Source organism: Bacteroides sp. OM05-10AA, assembly GCF_003439055.1.
Classification (GTDB): Bacteria; Bacteroidota; Bacteroidia; order Bacteroidales; family Bacteroidaceae; genus Bacteroides; species Bacteroides intestinigallinarum.
This window is the reverse complement of the sequence record NZ_QSUR01000003.1, coordinates 317,881-335,867: the sequence shown is the minus strand read 5'-3', so window position 1 is coordinate 335,867 and position 17,987 is coordinate 317,881. Positions and strand designations below refer to the sequence as shown.

At 48.1% G+C, this 17,987-nt stretch carries 13 protein-coding genes; 11 read left to right on the top strand and 2 right to left on the bottom strand.

The genetic code is table 11. From position 1 onward, the window contains the following. Positions 1-104: 104 nt before the first annotated feature. Positions 105-1,343: a site-specific integrase gene (locus DXB58_RS04070; protein WP_008141558.1), complete on the top strand. Its 1,239-nt coding sequence runs from the start codon at positions 105-107 to the stop codon at positions 1,341-1,343. 6 nt (positions 1,344-1,349) lie between these two features. Next, positions 1,350-1,727, top strand: a complete 378-nt coding sequence (locus DXB58_RS04065; RefSeq protein ID WP_008141557.1) for a hypothetical protein — start codon at positions 1,350-1,352, stop codon at positions 1,725-1,727. A 66-nt stretch (positions 1,728-1,793) separates the two neighbouring features. Here the strand turns inward: DXB58_RS04065 and DXB58_RS04060 are convergent, their stop codons facing one another. After that, complete coding sequence (locus tag DXB58_RS04060) at positions 1,794-2,102, bottom strand: helix-turn-helix domain-containing protein (RefSeq protein ID WP_040311225.1); 309 nt, start codon at positions 2,100-2,102, stop codon at positions 1,794-1,796. A gap of 20 nt (positions 2,103-2,122) precedes the next feature. Then, entirely contained in the window at positions 2,123-2,410 is a 288-nt protein-coding gene (locus tag DXB58_RS04055) for a helix-turn-helix domain-containing protein (protein WP_008141555.1), read from the bottom strand. A 269-nt stretch (positions 2,411-2,679) separates the two neighbouring features. Between DXB58_RS04055 and DXB58_RS04050 the strand changes: the two genes are divergently transcribed. The 9 genes from DXB58_RS04050 to DXB58_RS04010 all read left to right on the top strand — a co-directional run bounded on the left by DXB58_RS04050 (position 2,680) and on the right by DXB58_RS04010 (position 17,967). Then, the gene (locus DXB58_RS04050) at positions 2,680-3,030 is read left to right on the top strand and encodes a helix-turn-helix domain-containing protein (RefSeq protein WP_008141554.1); all 351 of its coding nucleotides are present in this window, start codon (positions 2,680-2,682) and stop codon (positions 3,028-3,030) included. Positions 3,031-3,050: 20 nt separating this feature from the next. Then, a complete protein-coding gene (locus tag DXB58_RS04045) occupies positions 3,051-4,643 on the top strand; it encodes a DUF3945 domain-containing protein (RefSeq protein ID WP_054858099.1) in 1,593 nt (530 codons plus the stop codon). Between the two features lie 62 nt (positions 4,644-4,705). Beyond that, entirely contained in the window at positions 4,706-6,796 is a 2,091-nt protein-coding gene (locus DXB58_RS04040) for a type IA DNA topoisomerase (RefSeq protein ID WP_008141550.1), read from the top strand. Between the two features lie 167 nt (positions 6,797-6,963). Beyond that, positions 6,964-7,416: a DUF1896 domain-containing protein gene (locus DXB58_RS04035; protein WP_008141546.1), complete on the top strand. Its 453-nt coding sequence runs from the start codon at positions 6,964-6,966 to the stop codon at positions 7,414-7,416. After that, the gene (locus tag DXB58_RS04030; RefSeq protein WP_122135968.1) at positions 7,406-13,147 is read left to right on the top strand and encodes an N-6 DNA methylase; all 5,742 of its coding nucleotides are present in this window, start codon (positions 7,406-7,408) and stop codon (positions 13,145-13,147) included. The genes DXB58_RS04035 and DXB58_RS04030 overlap by 11 nt, the downstream gene beginning before the upstream one ends. A gap of 67 nt (positions 13,148-13,214) precedes the next feature. Beyond that, a complete protein-coding gene (locus tag DXB58_RS04025; RefSeq protein WP_122135967.1) occupies positions 13,215-14,426 on the top strand; it encodes a site-specific integrase in 1,212 nt (403 codons plus the stop codon). A gap of 299 nt (positions 14,427-14,725) precedes the next feature. Then, on the top strand, positions 14,726-15,268 hold the full coding sequence (locus DXB58_RS04020; protein WP_122135966.1) for a DUF3575 domain-containing protein: 543 nt from the start codon (positions 14,726-14,728) through the stop codon (positions 15,266-15,268). Positions 15,269-15,280: 12 nt separating this feature from the next. Continuing rightward, entirely contained in the window at positions 15,281-17,056 is a 1,776-nt protein-coding gene (locus DXB58_RS04015) for a tetratricopeptide repeat protein (protein ID WP_178495191.1), read from the top strand. A gap of 2 nt (positions 17,057-17,058) precedes the next feature. Then, positions 17,059-17,967, top strand: a complete 909-nt coding sequence (locus DXB58_RS04010; protein WP_122135964.1) for a hypothetical protein — start codon at positions 17,059-17,061, stop codon at positions 17,965-17,967. Positions 17,968-17,987 lie beyond the last annotated feature (20 nt).

Here is a 17,987-nt window from a genome sequence, read left to right as displayed (position 1 = left end):
AAAAGTCCAACGATTTGGATTTGTTTTCGCTGATTCTCAGTATTTTGCATAGCCTGATTTGGGACAATGGAATTTAACTTTGTACCACTTAAAATGCAAAAAGTATGGGAATTGAAAAGAGACGTAGTACACTGAGTGTGTTGTTTTACATCAAGCGGCAGAAACTGCTGAAAAACGGGGAGGCTCCCGTATGTATGCGCATTACCGTTGACAAGCGGAAAGCGGAAATTATGATCAAGCGTAGCGTACCTGTAGAACTTTGGAACCAGTCAAAAGAATGTTCCAAAGGAAAAGACCGCAATTCGCAGGAACTTAATCATTATATAAGTTCTGTTCGTGCCAAAGTGTTGCAGATACACAGGGAACTTGAAGTAGATGCAAAAATGGTTACGGCAGATGCCATCCGTGACAGATATTACGGTCGGGATAAAGTGCAGCATACGCTTTTGGAAATCTATACAGACCATAACGAGAAATGCCGGGCTTTAATCGGTAAGGAGTACACGGAATCAACCGTGACAAAATTTGAGACTTCCATAAACAGGTTGAGGGAGTTTATCCGTTTTGGATATCACAAGGATGACCTGTTCCTGAATGAACTGGACGGGCAGTTTGTTCGCGATTTCGAGTATTGGCTGAAAACGTCCATCGGATGCCAGAACAATTCCGCATTGAAACATTTGAAGAACCTGAAAAAAGTCATACGCATCGCATTAGCCAACGGATGGATAGAAAAAGACCCGTTTTATGGCATTCATTTCAAGATGGATGAAGTCAATGTGGAGTTTTTATCCCAAGAAGAACTGGACAGGCTGATGGAAAAGGATTTTGAGATAAAACGGCTGGAGCAGGTTCGGGACGTGTTTGCCTTTTGCTGCTACACAGGTCTGGCTTTTGCAGACGTGCATCAGCTCAGCAAGGAACATCTTGTAAGGGACAATGACGGTAACTTGTGGATTCGTAAAGCCCGCCAAAAAACAAAGCAGATGTGTAATATTCCAGTCATATCACCCGCCCGTAAATTGATAGACAAGTATTCGCACCAACCTGATTGTATTGCCAAAAATGTGCTTTTGCCTGTATTGAGCAACCAGAAAATGAACGCTTACTTAAAGGAGATAGCCGACATCTGTGGAATACAGAAGCGTCTGACCACACACGTTGCCCGGCATACTGCGGCTACCGTCGTGTTTTTGGCAAACGAGGTAAGCATGGAAAATGTCGCTAAAATCTTGGGACATTCCAATATCCGTATGACACAGCATTATGCCAAGGTACTGGACACCTCTATTTTACGCGATATGAAAAATGTAGAACGGAGTTTTTTGAAACGACAAGTATAGGGAATTATGGACAGAGGGATTATAACCATCAGTGAAACGGGAGCAGTCACTATGCCAACTACTCCCGTATGGATGACATTGTTTGAAATAGCCGACTTGTTTGGCGTGTTTTCTTCGGATGTCCGAAAAATTATCCGCTCTGCTTATAAAAGTCGTGAGTTGGATGAGCAGATTACAATGCGATATATAAAAAACGGCAATCGGATAAGCATGGATGTCTATTCTCTTGAAATGATAACAGCCATTTCGTTCAGGATATGCAGTAGAGAGAGCACCTTTTTCAGAAAATACGTGCTTAAAAAACTGCTGCGTGAAAATAAAAACATTAATTACCTATTGCTTGGGTTGAATGAGAAGAATGGCAGTTATTCAAATCCCAGCTGAGAACAAATGAATCCCATACGGGAAAAGGGGTATGCACCTACATAGGTGATGCCCCTTTCCTATTTTTTAAAGGTCTGTCAAATAGGCTTCCCTATACCCGTCTTTGAGCAACCGTTCAATATCACTTTCCTTATATATGATTTTTCCTCCCAGCTGAATGTATGAAATACGCCCTTCATTCCGGTATTCTTGTAGGGTACGCCTGCTGATTCTCAACCGTTCAGCCACTTCCTTGTCCGTAAGAAAATTCTCGCCGCCCAAAGTGGGACGGCAATCCTTTTTCATCCGTTCCATTTTTGCTATTATTCGTTCTATACTACTTGTAAAATAGGCAATCCATTCACTTTCTTTCGTTATCAATTGGTTATCATTCATAGGCTTTCTGCTTTTTGTTATCATTTGTCTTTTATTTTTCGTTTTTCCACGATAGGCAGCATACGTCCGACATCTTCTGGAAGATAATATGTCTTATGGTTTATCTGTGAATATGCCAAGCGTCCGCTGTCACGTAAAGTCTGCAAGGTGCGTGGACTGATATTTAAAAGGACACAGACATCCTGACTATCCATCCACTCACTCATTTTTTTGTCTTCAAAGCATAATGCTTCGGCTTTTGCAACAAGGTTGTCAAATTTTGAAACCATCTCTTCAAAAGTCTTTTTCTCAATGCTAATAATTTCCATATTTCATTTGTTTTTGATTACTATGCAAGGATTTGTTCCAGTAAGTATGTTTGTTCATAGCCTCTTATCCGGGAATCCGGCATAAAAGTAATACGCTTTCTATATCTACGTTCCATTTCTTATTGACTGGCTGCTTGTTGCGTCGTCTGTCCGGGTAACGGAGCCATTCCCTAAAAAAATTATACGTGAGTCACGTAGTGAGTTGTTAAAGCCGCTTTTGCCCTTTACCGAACTTTGCCTCAGAAACAAGAAAAACGGAGGACATAAATATGGAAATAGTTACCCGAAACAATTTCGAGAGCTGGATGCAAAAGCTGATGGAACGGCTCGACCGGCAGGACGAACTGCTGCTCTCCTTGCAGCCGTCCGGCAAAGCCCCGGACCCGATGGAACGTATCAGGATGTTCGACAACCAGGACCTCTGTATGCTGCTCCAGATCAGCAAGCGCACCCTGCAACGCTACCGCAGTATCGGCGCGTTGCCGTACAAGACGCTCGGCAAAAAGACCTATTACAGCGAAGAGGACGTGCTGACGTTTCTTTCCGGACACGTAAAGGACTTCAAAAAAGAAGATATAGCCTTCTACAAGGCCCGTATCCATAATTTCTTTCAAAAATAACCCATTAAAACATTTTTCAAATGGCAAAGAAAACAACTGAAAAGGACGTGCTGATAGTCCGTGACGAGAAGACGGGCGAACTCAGCGTGGTAGCCGGGCTGGATGCCGACGGTTCCCCCAAGCGCACCCCCGCGAAAGCGGAGAACGCGCAGAGTTTCCTGCAATTCGACCGCCACGGCGACGTGCTGGACAACTTCTTCAAAAACTTCTTCCGGCAGTGCAAGGAGCCCAGCCGCTTCGGTTTCTACCGTGTCGCGGCAGACCAAGCCGACAAACTGATGGAGGTGATGAAAGACCTGCTGAAAGACCCCGAAGCCAACAAGGAACTGCTCGCGCCCCACAAGGTGGACACCTCCGGCTACGAGAAGCAGGTAAAGGAAGAACAGACCGCCGGAAAGACGGAACAAAAGCAGGAAGAGCAACCCAAAGAAACCCAAAAACAGGAAGAAATGGAAAAGAAGCAGGAACAGAATCAGGAAAGCCCGCAACAACAGGCACAGGGCAGACGGGGCTACCAGCCCATCGACGAGAGCAAAATCAACTGGCAGGAGCTGGAAGAGAAATGGGGCGTGAAACGCGATGACCTTGAAAAGTCCGGCGACCTTACCAAAATGCTCAATTACGGCAAATCCGATTTGGTAAAAGTGTCGCCCAAGTTTGGCGGCGAGGCTTTTGAACTGGACGCCCGCCTTTCCTTTAAGAAAGACGGTGAAGGCAATGTCAGCCTCGTGCCGCACTTCATCCGCAAGGAGCAGAAACTCGACGAGTACAAGGAACACAAGTTTTCGGACGAAGACCGTAAGAACCTGCGCGAAACGGGCAATCTCGGCAGGGTCGTGGACATCGTGGACAAGGAAACGGGTGAAATCATCCCCTCGTTCATCAGCATAGACCGCAAGACAAATGAAATCACGGACATACCAGCAAACAAAGTGCGCATACCGGAGCGCATCGGAAAGACGGAAATCACCAAACAGGAACAGGATATGCTGCGTGCCGGGCTGCCCGTGCGCGACAAACTTATTGAGCGCAACGACGGCAGGAAATTCGTCACCACTCTTCAAGTGAATGTAGAGCAGCGAGGCGTGGAGTTCGTACCGGGAACCGGCAGGTCGCCGCGTACTGCCCAGACGCAGGAAGCCAAGAACAATCTCACACAAGGACAGGCTCAGGGCATGGAAAATTCCGCAGCCCCACAGAAAGAGCAACGCCGCAACACGTGGACGAACGCCGACGGCAGCATCCGCCCCATCAGCAAATGGAGCGGCATGAACTTCACCGACCAGCAGAAAGCCGATTATGCAGCGGGTAAGGCGATAAAGCTGGAGAACGTGACAGACAAACAGGGTTTCCATGCCACGATGTATATCAAGTTCAACCCGGAGAAGGGTCGTCCTTATCGCTACGACACCAATCCTGACAACGCACAGAAGGTAGCCCCCTCCAACGAAAGCCGCACACAGGTGGCGGTGAACAGCGAGGGCAAGACCAACGAGGCGACCAAGAACCTGAAAGAGCCGTTGCAGAAGGGACAGACCGCTCCGAAGGACGACAAACAGCAACAGCAGCAGGAGAAACCACAGAAGAAAAACAACAAGGGCATGAAGATGTAATCTCCCGTGTCCACCACTAAATCCAAAATAGAATCCAAAGTATCACTAAAAAGTAAGAAAACATGAAGACAATCATTGCAGAAAAGCCATCCGTGGCACGTGAAATCGCCCGCATCGTGGGCGCGACAAAAAGAGAGGAAGGATATTTCGAGGGAGGCGGCTATGCCGTGACATGGGCATTCGGACACCTCGTCCAGCTTGCCATGCCCGACGGCTACGGCATACGTGGTTTCGTCCGTGGTAACCTGCCCGTCATCCCCGGAACCTTCACGCTCATTCCCCGTCAGGAAAAGACAGAGAAAGGCTACAAGTCCGACAGCGGCGTGGTGTCGCAGATAAAAATCATCGCCCGTCTTTTCAAGGAAAGCGAGCAGATCATCGTGGCGACCGATGCCGGACGCGAAGGTGAGCTTATCTTCCGCTACCTCTACCACTATATCGGATGTACCACTCCTTTCGTGCGCCTTTGGATAAGCTCGCTTACCGACAAGGCTATCCGTGAGGGACTGCGCAACCTCGAAGCGGGCGACAAATACGACAACCTCTACCTTGCCGCCAAAGCACGGAGCGAATCCGACTGGCTTGTGGGCATCAACGGCACGCAGGCACTCTCCATCGCCGCCGGACACGGCACATATTCCGTCGGACGGGTACAGACACCTACGCTGGCGATGGTATGCGCACGTTACTGGGAGAACCGCCGTTTCACGGTAGAACCGTTCTGGCAGCTCCATATCGCCGCAGACGGAGGCAACGGTGATACCGTGAAATTCTCGTCCTCCGAGAAATGGAAAGAGAAAGAGCCTGCGACGGAATTATATAATAAAGTAAAGGAAGCAGGCACAGCCACCGTCACGAAAGCGGAGCGCAAGGAGAAGATAGAGGACACTCCGCTCCTGTACGACCTGACCACGCTCCAGAAGGAGGCCAACGCCAAACACGGCTTCACAGCGGAGCAGACACTCGAAATCGCGCAGAAGCTCTACGAGAAGAAACTTATCACCTATCCGAGAACCGGAAGCCGCTACATCCCCGAAGACGTGTTCGTGGAAATTCCCAAGTTGCTCGCCTTCATCGGCAACCTGCCCGAATGGAAAGACAAAGTCAATCCGAAGGCAGTGCCGACACGCCGCAGCGTGGACGGCGGCAAGGTAACAGACCACCATGCCCTACTCGTCACGGGCGAGAAACCGCTGTTCCTCTCCAAAGAAGATAATACCGTCTATCAGATGATTGCCGGACGCATGATTGAGGCTTTCTCTGAAAAATGCGTCAAAGACACCGCTACTGTTACGGCGGAGTGTGCCGGAGCGGAGTTCGTGGTGAAAGGCAGTGTTATCAGGCAAGTCGGGTGGCGTGCAGTCTATGGCGAGGAAGAGAAAGAGGAGACCATCATACCCGGCTGGCAGGAAGACGATAGGCTGGCACTGAAAGCCGCCTCCATCACGGAAGGTAAGACCAAGCCTAAGCCGCTGCATACCGAAGCCTCCCTGCTGTCCGCAATGGAAACGGCTGGCAAGGAGATAGAGGACGACGCGCTGCGTCAGGCATTGAAGGATTGCGGCATCGGCACGCCTGCCACCCGTGCAGCCATCATCGAAACGCTTTTCAAACGCGGTTACATGGAACGTTGCAAGAAGTCGCTTGTACCCACCGAAAAAGGGCTTGCCCTCTACTCGGTCGTGAAGACGATGCTCATCGCCGACGTCGCCATGACGGGTGAATGGGAGAAGGAACTGGCACGCATCGAGCGCGGGGAACTGCTCGCCGATACCTTCCGCAAGGAGATAGAGGCGTACACAAAGGAGATTACCTCCGAACTGCTCTCGTGCGACAAACTGTTCGCCCGCAGGGATTCCGGCTGCAAGTGTCCCAAGTGCGGGACGGGCAGTATGCAGTTCTACGGCAAGGTCGTCCGCTGCGACAACGCGGAGTGCGGGCTGCCCGTGTTCCGCCTGAAGGCAAACCGTACCCTCACCGATGACGAAATCAAAGACCTGCTCACCGACGGACACACGAAACTGCTCAAAGGTTTCAAGAGCAAGCAGGGCAAGAGTTTCGATGCCGTGGTTGCCTTTGACGGGGACTACAACACGACTTTCGTGTTCCCCGAAAGGAAAAGTAAGGCAACCTCTGCGAGAAGAAGAAAATAATGAGTAACTTTGCCACTGATTCAGAGTAATGAACTGTTCTTCGATACCGGATTACACTCATGCTTTGGATTTAGTGGTGGCACTCGGAGGGATACCGAGTGCCTTTTCTTTCTCCTTTCAGACAATTATCCCGGTCATGATTTACCAATCCACTAAATTCCAAAGTAATGAACAACAAGAAGAAAAACGAGGGGCAGACCGACTTTTCCTACTACGGTCTGTACCTGCTAGACTATCTCCGAACAAACAGATTTGAACAGGCGACCGACGAAGCCTTCATCCGTGAACGCGCCGACCGTGCCGCCGGAACGTATGAACGGGCAATGCTCGAAGGCTATCCCGCCGCAGGTGCGCAGGAATTGGCTATGCGCACGCTGACGGAGGGGCTTCGCTACTCCAAGTACGCCATCCTGCGCGAAGTCGTAGAGAACGAGTTTGCCGACGACGTGCCGGAAGCGGAGCGTGAATCCTTTACCCGAAAACTGCTGCCGCTTGTCGGAAACGTATTCTCCATTTATGACCTTTCGGATGACAATTTCGCCCTGTCGCCCGATTATGACCTGCTCTACACGGAGCTGACGGGGGCTGTCGTCCTTTATATAGAGGAATATGGCGTTTAACCGCAAACAAAGGTTGCGGGACAACATCGAGGCGATACGGACGGCATTCGTCCTTGACAGGGAACAACGCACCCCCACCGCACGCGAAAGGCTCTTGTTGGAGCGTTATTGCGGTTTCGGTGGACTGAAGTGCATACTGAACCCAGCAAAGGAACTGACGGATGCCGTCCATTGGGCGAAATCCGACCTCGAACTGTTTGCCCCTACCGTGGAACTGCACAAGTTACTACGGGAGAATACAAAAGACGATACGGAGTATAAGCGGTACATGGATGCTATGAAGCAATCCGTTCTGACCGCTTTCTATACTCCGCCGGAGATAACAGGCACTATTGCGGACGTGCTGCATGAACACGGCATACGCCCCGACCGGGTACTGGAACCATCGGCAGGCGTTGGCGCATTTGTGGATGCCGTATTAGAGAACAAGCCGGACGCGGACATCATGGCTTTTGAGAAAGACCTGATGACGGGCAAGATATTGAAACACCTGCATCCCGACCAGAAAGTAAGGATACAGGGGTACGAGAAAATTGAAAAGCCGTTCATGAACCATTTTGATCTGGCTATATCCAATATCCCCTTTGGTGATGTGGCGGTGTTCGACCCGGAATTTACCAACAGTCATGACATGGCAAGACGGTCGGCATCCAAGACGATACACAACTATTTCTTTCTGAAAAGCCTTGATGCGGTGCGTGAAGGCGGAATCGTGGCGTTCATTACCTCGCAGGGGGTGTTGGATGCCCCGACCAATGCGCCCATACGCGAGTATATGATGAACCACGCCAATCTGGTGGGTGTTGCCCGTCTGCCGAACAACCTCTTTACGGAAAATGCGGGTACGGAGGTGGGCAGTGATTTGATTATTCTGCAAAAGAACAGCGGAAAGAACGGGAAACTGTATTATAATGAGAAACTTTTTGTGCAAACAGAACAGACCCCTATCGGCACTTCCGTAAATGGGTATGTATGGAGCATCGGTTCGCTTTCCCACACGGATTTAACCAAAAGTACCGACCCTTACGGAAAGCCTGCCTATAAGCTCATGCACAGAGGCGATACCGTACAATTGGCGGAAGACTTACGGGAACATCTGAAAATAGAACTGCACCAACTCAACAGGGAACTCTACGAAAGACATAGCCTGCATCCGACGCAAACGGAAAGTACGGATAAAAGTATGAATGTGGAAGTACAGCCGTCTCCGAAAGTAGAAGCGGTGACTTCTACCGCTAATGTTTTTATCACAGAAGCGGAGAAACCGAAAGTTCAACCCATAGACGAGAAGCCGGAGATTGAGCCACGCCAGACGAATCATTCAAATGCCGTTCAGCTCACTCTGCTTGACCTTTGGGGTATGCCCATAGAAGAACCTGCCAAAAAGAAAAAGGCAACCAAAAAGGAAAACAAGGCAAAGCGTGCTATTCCTAAACCGAAACCGCCGATTATGGCAGTTCCTCCTGTTGAATCCGTCAAGCCTGCAACCGAAAGCAAGAAGGCAAAGCCGGAAAGTGCAGGGAAGCAAAGCGACCCTGAAGATATTTATGCCACTTTGGACTGGGACACCAATCCACCCATCAACGGCTTCTATGAAACGATGATGAGCCTGACACCGGAACGGCGCAAGGCTCTACGGCTTGAAGCGGAACGGCACAGACAGGAACAACTGAAAAAGTCGGGTATCAAGGACACGATGAATCCTGCCTTTGTGCCTTCGTCGGATAACAAACCGGAGCAAAAGGAAGCAGCAAAACAACCCGAAGCACAGCCGGAGGCAACTCCCGTTCCTATTACGGACAATAGCCCAAGTGAGAAAGCAACCGCTTCACTATTCCCGGAATTTGAAACGGAAAAGCCGAAGGAGGAAGCCCCCGACCTTACGCCGCGTCCCTATCACCGCACGCCGGAAATGCACCTGCGTGAAGGGTCGCTGGTGGCAAACAGGGCACGCGACATCGGTTATCTGAAGGACATTACTCCCTACGGTGCAACCTTCCAGCCGCTTGGACTAACCGGTTATCAGAAAGAGAAAGCGTTGCTGTATGTATCGCTCCGTGACGCATACGAGCGGTTGTACCGCTATGAATCGAACAGACGTGAGGAAAATGTACCTTGGCGTGAACACCTGAACACCTGTTACGACGAGTTTGTCATGCGTTATGGCAACCTCAATGCCAAACAGAACGTGAAGTTAGTAATGATGGATGCCGGAGGGCGCGACATCCTTTCGCTGGAACGTGCGGAGGACGGCAAGTTCGTCAAGGCGGACATCTTCGACCGTCCCGTTTCCTTCTCGGTGGAGAACCATGCCAACGTCGGCTCTCCCGAAGAAGCCTTGTCCGCATCGCTCAACAAGTACGGTACGGTCAATCTCGGCTATATGCGGGGGATAACAGACAGTACGGAAGAGGAGCTTCTCAATGCCCTCAAAGGTCGTATCTTCTACAATCCGCTCGTAACCGGTTACGAGATTAAAGACCGCTTCATCGCGGGGAACGTGATAGAGAAGGCGGAGCGCATAGAGGCATGGATAGGCGGTAATCCCGAAAACGAAAGATTGCCGGAAGTGAAACAGGCTTTGGAGGCTTTGAAGGAAGCCGAACCGCAGCGTATCGCCTTTGAAGACCTCGACTTCAACTTCGGTGAACGCTGGATTCCCACGGGCGTGTATGCCGCCTACATGAGCCATCTTTTCGACACGGACGTGAAAATCGCCTATTCCGCCAGCATGGACGAGTTTTCCGTGGCGTGCGGCTACCGCACCATGAAGATCACGGACGAGTTCTTAGTGAAGGGCTATTACCGGAACTATGACGGTATGCACCTGTTGAAACACGCCCTGCACAACACCTGCCCTGACATGATGAAGTCTATCGGTAAGGACGAGAATGGCAATGACATTAAGGTGCGTGACAGTGAGGGCATACAGCTTGCCAACGCCAAGATAGACGAGATACGCAACGGGTTCTCGGAATGGCTGGAAGAGCAGTCGCCACAGTTCAAAGAACGGCTGACAACGATGTATAACCGCAAGTTCAACTGTTTCGTGCGCCCGAAGTATGACGGCTCGCACCAGACGTTTCCCGACCTCAATCTGAAAGGATTGGCAAGCCGTGGTATTCAAAGCGTTTATCCGTCGCAGAAGGATTGCGTCTGGATGATAAAACAGAACGGCGGCGGAATATGCGACCATGAAGTCGGAACAGGTAAGACGCTGATAATGTGCATTGCAGCGCATGAGATGAAGCGTCTGAACTTGGCGCATAAGCCGATGATTATCGGATTGAAGGCGAACGTGGCGGAGATTGCCGCAACCTATCAGGCGGCATATCCGAATGCCCGTATCCTCTACGCTTCGGAAAAGGACTTTTCGACCGCCAACCGCGTGCGTTTCTTCAACAACATCAAGAACAACGACTACGATTGCGTCATCATGTCGCACGACCAGTTCGGCAAGATTCCGCAGTCACCGGAGTTGCAACAGCGCATCCTGCAAGCGGAGCTTGACACGGTGGAGGAAAACCTCGAAGTCTTGCGGCAGCAAGGCAAGAACGTGTCGCGGGCGATGCTGAAAGGATTGGAGAAGCGCAAGCACAACCTTGTGGCAAAGTTAGAGAAAGTGGAACACGCCATCAAGTCGCGCACGGATGACGTGGTGGACTTCAAGCAGATGGGCATCGACCACATTTTCATAGACGAGAGCCACCAATTTAAGAACTTGACTTTCAACACCCGACATGACCGTGTGGCGGGGTTGGGAAACTCGGAGGGAAGCCAGAAAGCCCTGAATATGCTCTTTGCCATACGCACCATACAGGAGCGCACGGGCAAGGACTTGGGGGCTACGTTCCTGTCCGGCACAACCATTTCCAACAGCCTGACGGAATTGTACCTGCTCTTCAAGTATCTGCGCCCGAAGGAACTGGAACGGCAGGATATTCGGTGCTTCGACGCATGGGCGGCGATTTTTGCAAAGAAGACGACCGACTTTGAGTTCAATGTAACGAACAATGTGGTGCAAAAAGAGCGTTTCCGCTACTTCATCAAAGTACCAGAGCTTGCCGCCTTCTACAACGAAATCACCGATTACCGCACGGCGGAGGATGTGGGTGTGGACCGTCCGAGCAAAAACGAGATACTGCACAATATACCGCCTACGCCCGACCAAGAGTATTTCATCAAACAACTGATGGAATTTGCCAAGACGGGTGACGCCACACTGTTGGGCAGGTTGCCTTTGTCGGAAACGGAGGAAAAGGCGAAAATGCTCATCGCCACTGACTACGCGCGGAAGATGGCTTTGGATATGCGTATGATAGACCCCAATTACGAAGACCATCCCGACAACAAGGCGAGCCACTGCGCCAAGATGATAGCGGAGTATTACCATAAATACGACGCGCACAAGGGAACGCAGTTCGTATTCTCTGATTTGGGGACGTACCAGCCGGGCGACGGGTGGAACGTGTACAGCGAGATAAAGCGGAAGCTGACGGAGGACTACGGCATACCGGCAAGCGAAGTGCGCTTCATTCAGGAATGCAAGACTGACAAGGCTCGCAAGGCGGTGATAGACGCCATGAATGCCGGGACGGTGCGCGTGTTGTTTGGCTCTACCTCCATGCTTGGAACGGGCGTGAATGCACAGAAAAGGTGTGTCGCCATCCATCATTTGGATACACCGTGGCGACCGTCTGATCTGCAACAGCGTGACGGACGTGGAGTTAGAGCAGGCAACGAGATTGCCAAGCATTTTGCAGGGAACAACGTGGATGTCATCATCTACGCCGTGGAGAAGTCACTGGACAGCTACAAGTTCAACCTGCTGCACTGCAAGCAGACGTTCATCTCGCAGCTCAAAAGCGGGGCTATGGGCGCGCGTACCATCGACGAGGGGGCTATGGACGAGAAATCGGGCATGAACTTTTCGGAGTATATGGCATTGCTTTCCGGCAATACCGACCTGCTTGACAAAGCGAAGTTGGACAAGCGTATCGCCTCGCTCGAAGGGGAACGCAAGTCGTTCAACAAGGGTAAGCGCGATTCGGAGTTCAAGTTAGAGTCCAAAACGGGCGAACTGCGCAACAACACGGCGATTGTCGAAGCCATGACGAAGGACTGGGACAGGTTTGCCGCTGCCGCGAAGACGGACAAGGACGGAAACCGTTTGAATATGCTGAAAGTGGACGGGGTAGATTCTGCCGATGAAAAGGTAATAGGTAAGCATTTGCAGGAGATAGCCAAGAATGCCGCCACAGGCGGGCTTTACAAGCCTGTCGGTGAAATCTACGGTTTCCCCGTCAAGGTCATCAGCGAACGGATGATGAGGGACGGACTGGAGTTCACCGACAACCGCTTCGTGGTGGAGGGCAACTACAAGTACACCTACAACAACGGGCATCTGGCGATGGCTGACCCCGTGGTGGCGGCACGCAACTTCCTCAACGCCTTGGAGAAGATACCCTCCGCCATTGACCAGTACAAGGCGAAGAACGAGGTGCTGAAAAAGGAGATACCACAGCTGCAGGCGATAGCGGGCAAGGTCTGGAAGAAGGAGGACGAGCTGAGACAACTGAAATCCGAACTTGCCGCCCTCGACCGGAAGATACAACTGGAACTTGCACCGACGAAGCCCGAAGTCACTGAAAAAAAGAACGATGATGTTGAAAAAAACATCTCAGAGTTAAGAACAAATCAAGTATTTCCAAAATCCAGGTTACAATTATGATATATTTTGGAGGGGTGTCCAAATTGGATTCCCCTTCAATTTTATCAATAATCTAAAAGCTGGAAATATGGCAACAATTAAATTAAAATTTCGCCCCTCATCTATACCCGGAAAAGAAGGTGTATTAGTGTATCAGGTAACACAAGCCCATGTGATCAAGCAGATAAAAACCGGTTGCAAACTGTTTGAGGAAGAATGGAACTCCGGTGACATTCATGTAGTAACACCAAGCAGAGAGGAATACATCAAGGATTTGAAAATAGAACTTGCAGAGAAAGAGAAAAGGATACACTATATAATAAAGGTATTGGAACAAACTCTTCAGGCATATACAGCCGAAGATGTCATCAAAGCATATATGTCACCCGAAAGACAATATGACACTCTCTTCACATTTACAAAAAATGTAATCGCATCATTGAATACAATAGGAAAAACACGGACAGCTGAAACGTATAATAATACGCTAAACAGCTTCATGCGTTTTAGAAACGGGCGAGATTTATTTATCGGAGAATTAGACTCCGAAATAGTAGAAGCCTATGAAACGTATATTATAAAGACGCTTGGATTGAAAAAAAACACATCTTCATTCTATATGGGCATTTTACGAGCCATTTATAACCGCGCTGTTGATAAAGGGCTTGTTATGAATACCAATCCTTTCAAGAATGTGTTCACAGGGATGGATAAGACTATCAAAAGGGCTATTGATGTCAATAGCATACACCGAATCATAATGCTGGATTTTTCTGATATTCGGCGTTATGATTTTGCACGCGATATGTTTTTATTCTCCTTCTATACACGAGGTATGTCGTTTGTGGACATGGCCTTTCTTAAAAAGAAAGATCTCAAGAATGGAATATTGTCATACAAACGACAAAAAAGCGGACAACAACTTTTCATTCATTGGGAAAATTGTATGCAACATATCGTTGACAAGTATGACACAGACAACTCTCCATATTTACTACCGATAATTACAAAAATAGGTACAAACGAGCGAAAACAGTACCTTTCAAAAATACATAATGTCAATCGGAATCTTCAAGAAATAGGGCATTTGTTAGGGCTTGAATTGCCATTGACCATGTATGTTGCGCGCCATTCATGGGCAAATATTGCTTATAACAACAATATCCCCATTTCAGTCATAAGTGAAGGATTAGGACACGATTCCGAAAAAACAACAAGAATATACCTTTCGTCATTGAACGCCAATAAAATAGATGACGCCAATAGAATGATACTGGAGTTTGTCCGGAATGGCAAATAGCAACATCCCTCACATGTCAATCTCCTATAAGCAGATGTTTTTCGGAGTGCAAAATTAGCAAAACATCCTCAAATAACAAAGATTTTTCGCTGGAAAAAATTGAGAAAACACCCTAACTGTGATTAAAATAGCACACAATATCTATTCCTTAAGTGGGTGTTATTTGTGCAATTCGCTTGAAAATCAACAAATTTATTTTATGGATACATCTGCTTATAGGAGATGTACATAATTTGAACTGAAAATCAAAAGATTGAGGACGAATTAGAATATAAAAAGGTAACAGAAATATAAGGCGTATGAGATTAAGTCGAATTGCGATTGTATTGATAATATTCCTGTCAGGAATAACTAAGATAGCTGCGCAGGATGTCGCCATAAAAACCAATGGGCTTTACTGGCTTGCCGGTGGAACTATAAACGGAGGAGTTGAAGTTGCGACAAGTAACCGTGTGACGCTTCAACTTAGCGGTTCGTACAACCCGTGGACATATAGAAATGATAAAAAAATGCGCTTTTGGCTTGTCGAGCCGGAAGTGAAGTATTGGTTGTGCGAAAAATTTGAAGGCCATTTCTTCGGTCTGCATGGACACGGAGCGCAGTTCTTCGGTGGATTCCGCGACAAACGCTACGACGGTTACATGGCAGGAGGCGGCATCACCTATGGATATAACTGGATTCTCTCACCGCACTGGAATCTTGAAGCTGAAATCGGATTAGGCTATGAGAGGCTTTGGTACAAAGAAAGCGACCGCATACCATGTATCAAATGCTACGAAAGGAAACATAAGAATTATGTCGGACCGACCAAAGCCGCCATTTCATTAGTCTATATATTCTAAATGCAGATTCGTATGAAAAGAAATATCATTTATCCGGTATTATTGGCTACTTCGGTCGGTATATTTGCAGGATGTGCCACACAAAAGAATGTAAAATCGGTTACTGTGGAGCCTGCATTAAGCACACTCACGCCGGATAGCGCAAATATGGCTCAAATGCAGGTTACATTCAATGTCCCCGGCAAATATTTTTCAAAAAGAAGTCGTTTGGTCATTTCTCCTCAATTGATTGTGGAGGACAGTGTGCTTGACGAATATGAACCGCTTGTGCTTGACGCTCCCATCTATAGTAAGAAAAAGCATCGTAAAGAGGTACTTCACGGATACGAAGATCCGTATGCCCGACAAGCGGTTAAAATAGAAAAACTTTCAGAAACGATAGCCATACCGTTCAATGAGAGCATAGAGATTCCCGATGGAGTGGATAATGCCCGGATTGTCGGTGTGGTATCCAATGACGGTTGCGGTCAATGCACTGGCATTGATACAATTGACATTGCAAACGTCAGTGTCCCTGTTTCATTGATAGACGTCCGTAAGGAATATAACCTGTCATGGATTGAGCCGGAGTTCAAGATACGTCCGAAAGTACATCAGGGCAAAGGTGAAGCACGTTTGCAGTTTATAGTTGACAAGTGGAGTATTGTCATGGACTTGGCCAATAATCGCAGCGAATTGACCGGTATGCTGGAAACCCTCCGCCCGATATTGCAGGATTCGCTTGCTACCCTTACAAGTCTTAATATTTTTGGATCGGCATCTGCTGAGGCAAGCTATCAGCATAATATAATGCTTGCCAACAATCGTGCAACTTCAGCAAAAAACTGGCTTATATCGCAGTTGGGGCTGTCAAAGGAAATCCAGCGTATTATCAAGACAGGTGCAGCACCCGAAGGCTGGGAGCCTGTGGTGCAAGCGATGATTGCGGCAAACGATCCAGACAGTGTCAAGGTGCGTGAGTTGATGCTCAAATATCCCGGTCCCACTGATGATGCGGCAGAGAAATATATACGTCGCCTTGCTTGCTGGACGCGCATTAAAAACAATTATCTGGCAAAAGACCGCAAAGTTCTCTATGATTACTCTTGGACAATCAAGAGTTTCACTGACGATGCGGAATTGCTTGAAATGTACAAGAAGCGTCCCGATGCGTTCAACGAAGAAGAGATGCTACGTGTATCAACGCTTGCTGCTGATGACAGGTCTCGCATTCAGGTCTATGAGACAATTCTCAAATACTTCCCTGAATCCGATGTGGCTGCCAACAATCTTGCCATATTATATCTCAATGAGAATCGTACAGATGATGCGCGTCAAGTCCTTGAAGCCCGGAAAGAATATACACCGGAAATGCTGAACACACTTGCTGCAAGTTATGTGTTTGCTGAAAACTATGAACGTGCCATCGAACTATTACAGAATGTTGAATTACCGGAAGCCAGATATAACCTCGGACTACTGAACGCGAAACAACGCAAACTCTCAGAAGCCTACACACTTCTGCGACCGTATGCTGACGTAAACAGTGCGATTGCAGCGTTGAGTGTTAACAAGAATGAAGAGGCGAAACAAATTATGGAAGGCGTACAAGCTACATCTCCTGTTGCGGAATATGTCCGTTCAATGATTTCCGCAAGATTTGGCGACACGGCAAAATTCTACAAACATATCGTAGATGCTGTTATAGATAGCAAATTACACAACCGAGCCAAAACAGAGGTGGATTTCCTGCCTTACCACAACGAGCAACGGTTTATCAACATCATAACTAATGGTAAGGAGGATTGAGCATGAAAGGAACAATCAGAAATATAGCGTACATTCTATTGCTACCTGCCATGACATTCACGTCTTGCATCCGTGACGAGATTGAAGATTGCCCACCGCTTCAAATCAACATTGCAGTAAAAGACAAAAACTATTTCAATGTCGATAATGTCGAAGCAGAGCAGCGTAAAGGCGATAATCTTGCCTTCCGTGAATATGTGCCAACACTCTACTATGTGTTGCGTGATTTGAATACGGGCGACGTTGTTGAAGAGTCGGGTGTGTTTGAGGTCAAGGGCGACAAGCAAATTCTTCCGGTAGATCTTTGTCCCTGCATTCCTCATGGCAGGTATGTCCTGACAGTATGGGGTGGCATGAGCAACCTTGATGCGATAAGTGAAGACGGTCTCTCGCTTGACCTCAATCCCAATAGTACGGAGGGAGAAGACATCTATATGACCAACGACACCATACTCTATGACGCATGGCATAACAATCATACAGTGGAAATGGAGCGGACAAAGGGCAAACTCATTATTGAAAAAAAATGGGAATGTTTGCCCGAAGGAATCAACGGTTCACGGAAAGAAATAAATGGTGTTTATGACAATGTGAATAACGCCTTCAAATATACAGGTATTACCGATGTCTTGGCAACTCACCTATGGGAACCGGAGCAGAACATAATAACTAAAACGGTGCTTTCACCCTCTTTGAAAGAAAATGGAACGAAGTTGCATCTTGATTTTATCAATGCGTCAGACCCTTCGAGTCCGTTGCTTACTCCCAAAGATGTGAAAATAACCATGAAAAGGAACGAATTGACTGTCCTGCGTTATGTGTGGGATTGCGAAAAGCAAGATTTTGTCATCTATGCTTTGCTAAACAATTCATGGACGATTATCAGTCAGATGGATATTGAAGAAGAATAAAAGAGAACTTTATAATTAAC

Coding starts and splice junctions, on each gene's coding strand:
- DXB58_RS04070 (WP_008141558.1), top strand. CDS start 105: ATGGGAATTGAAAAGAGACGTAGTACACTGAGTGTGTTGTTTTACATC.
- DXB58_RS04045 (WP_054858099.1), top strand. CDS start 3,051: ATGGCAAAGAAAACAACTGAAAAGGACGTGCTGATAGTCCGTGACGAG.
- DXB58_RS04010 (WP_122135964.1), top strand. CDS start 17,059: ATGAAAGGAACAATCAGAAATATAGCGTACATTCTATTGCTACCTGCC.
- DXB58_RS04025 (WP_122135967.1), top strand. CDS start 13,215: ATGGCAACAATTAAATTAAAATTTCGCCCCTCATCTATACCCGGAAAA.
- DXB58_RS04060 (WP_040311225.1), bottom strand. CDS start 2,102: ATGAATGATAACCAATTGATAACGAAAGAAAGTGAATGGATTGCCTAT.
- DXB58_RS04065 (WP_008141557.1), top strand. CDS start 1,350: ATGGACAGAGGGATTATAACCATCAGTGAAACGGGAGCAGTCACTATG.
- DXB58_RS04035 (WP_008141546.1), top strand. CDS start 6,964: ATGAACAACAAGAAGAAAAACGAGGGGCAGACCGACTTTTCCTACTAC.
- DXB58_RS04020 (WP_122135966.1), top strand. CDS start 14,726: ATGAGATTAAGTCGAATTGCGATTGTATTGATAATATTCCTGTCAGGA.
- DXB58_RS04050 (WP_008141554.1), top strand. CDS start 2,680: ATGGAAATAGTTACCCGAAACAATTTCGAGAGCTGGATGCAAAAGCTG.
- DXB58_RS04040 (WP_008141550.1), top strand. CDS start 4,706: ATGAAGACAATCATTGCAGAAAAGCCATCCGTGGCACGTGAAATCGCC.
- DXB58_RS04015 (WP_178495191.1), top strand. CDS start 15,281: ATGAAAAGAAATATCATTTATCCGGTATTATTGGCTACTTCGGTCGGT.
- DXB58_RS04030 (WP_122135968.1), top strand. CDS start 7,406: ATGGCGTTTAACCGCAAACAAAGGTTGCGGGACAACATCGAGGCGATA.
- DXB58_RS04055 (WP_008141555.1), bottom strand. CDS start 2,410: ATGGAAATTATTAGCATTGAGAAAAAGACTTTTGAAGAGATGGTTTCA.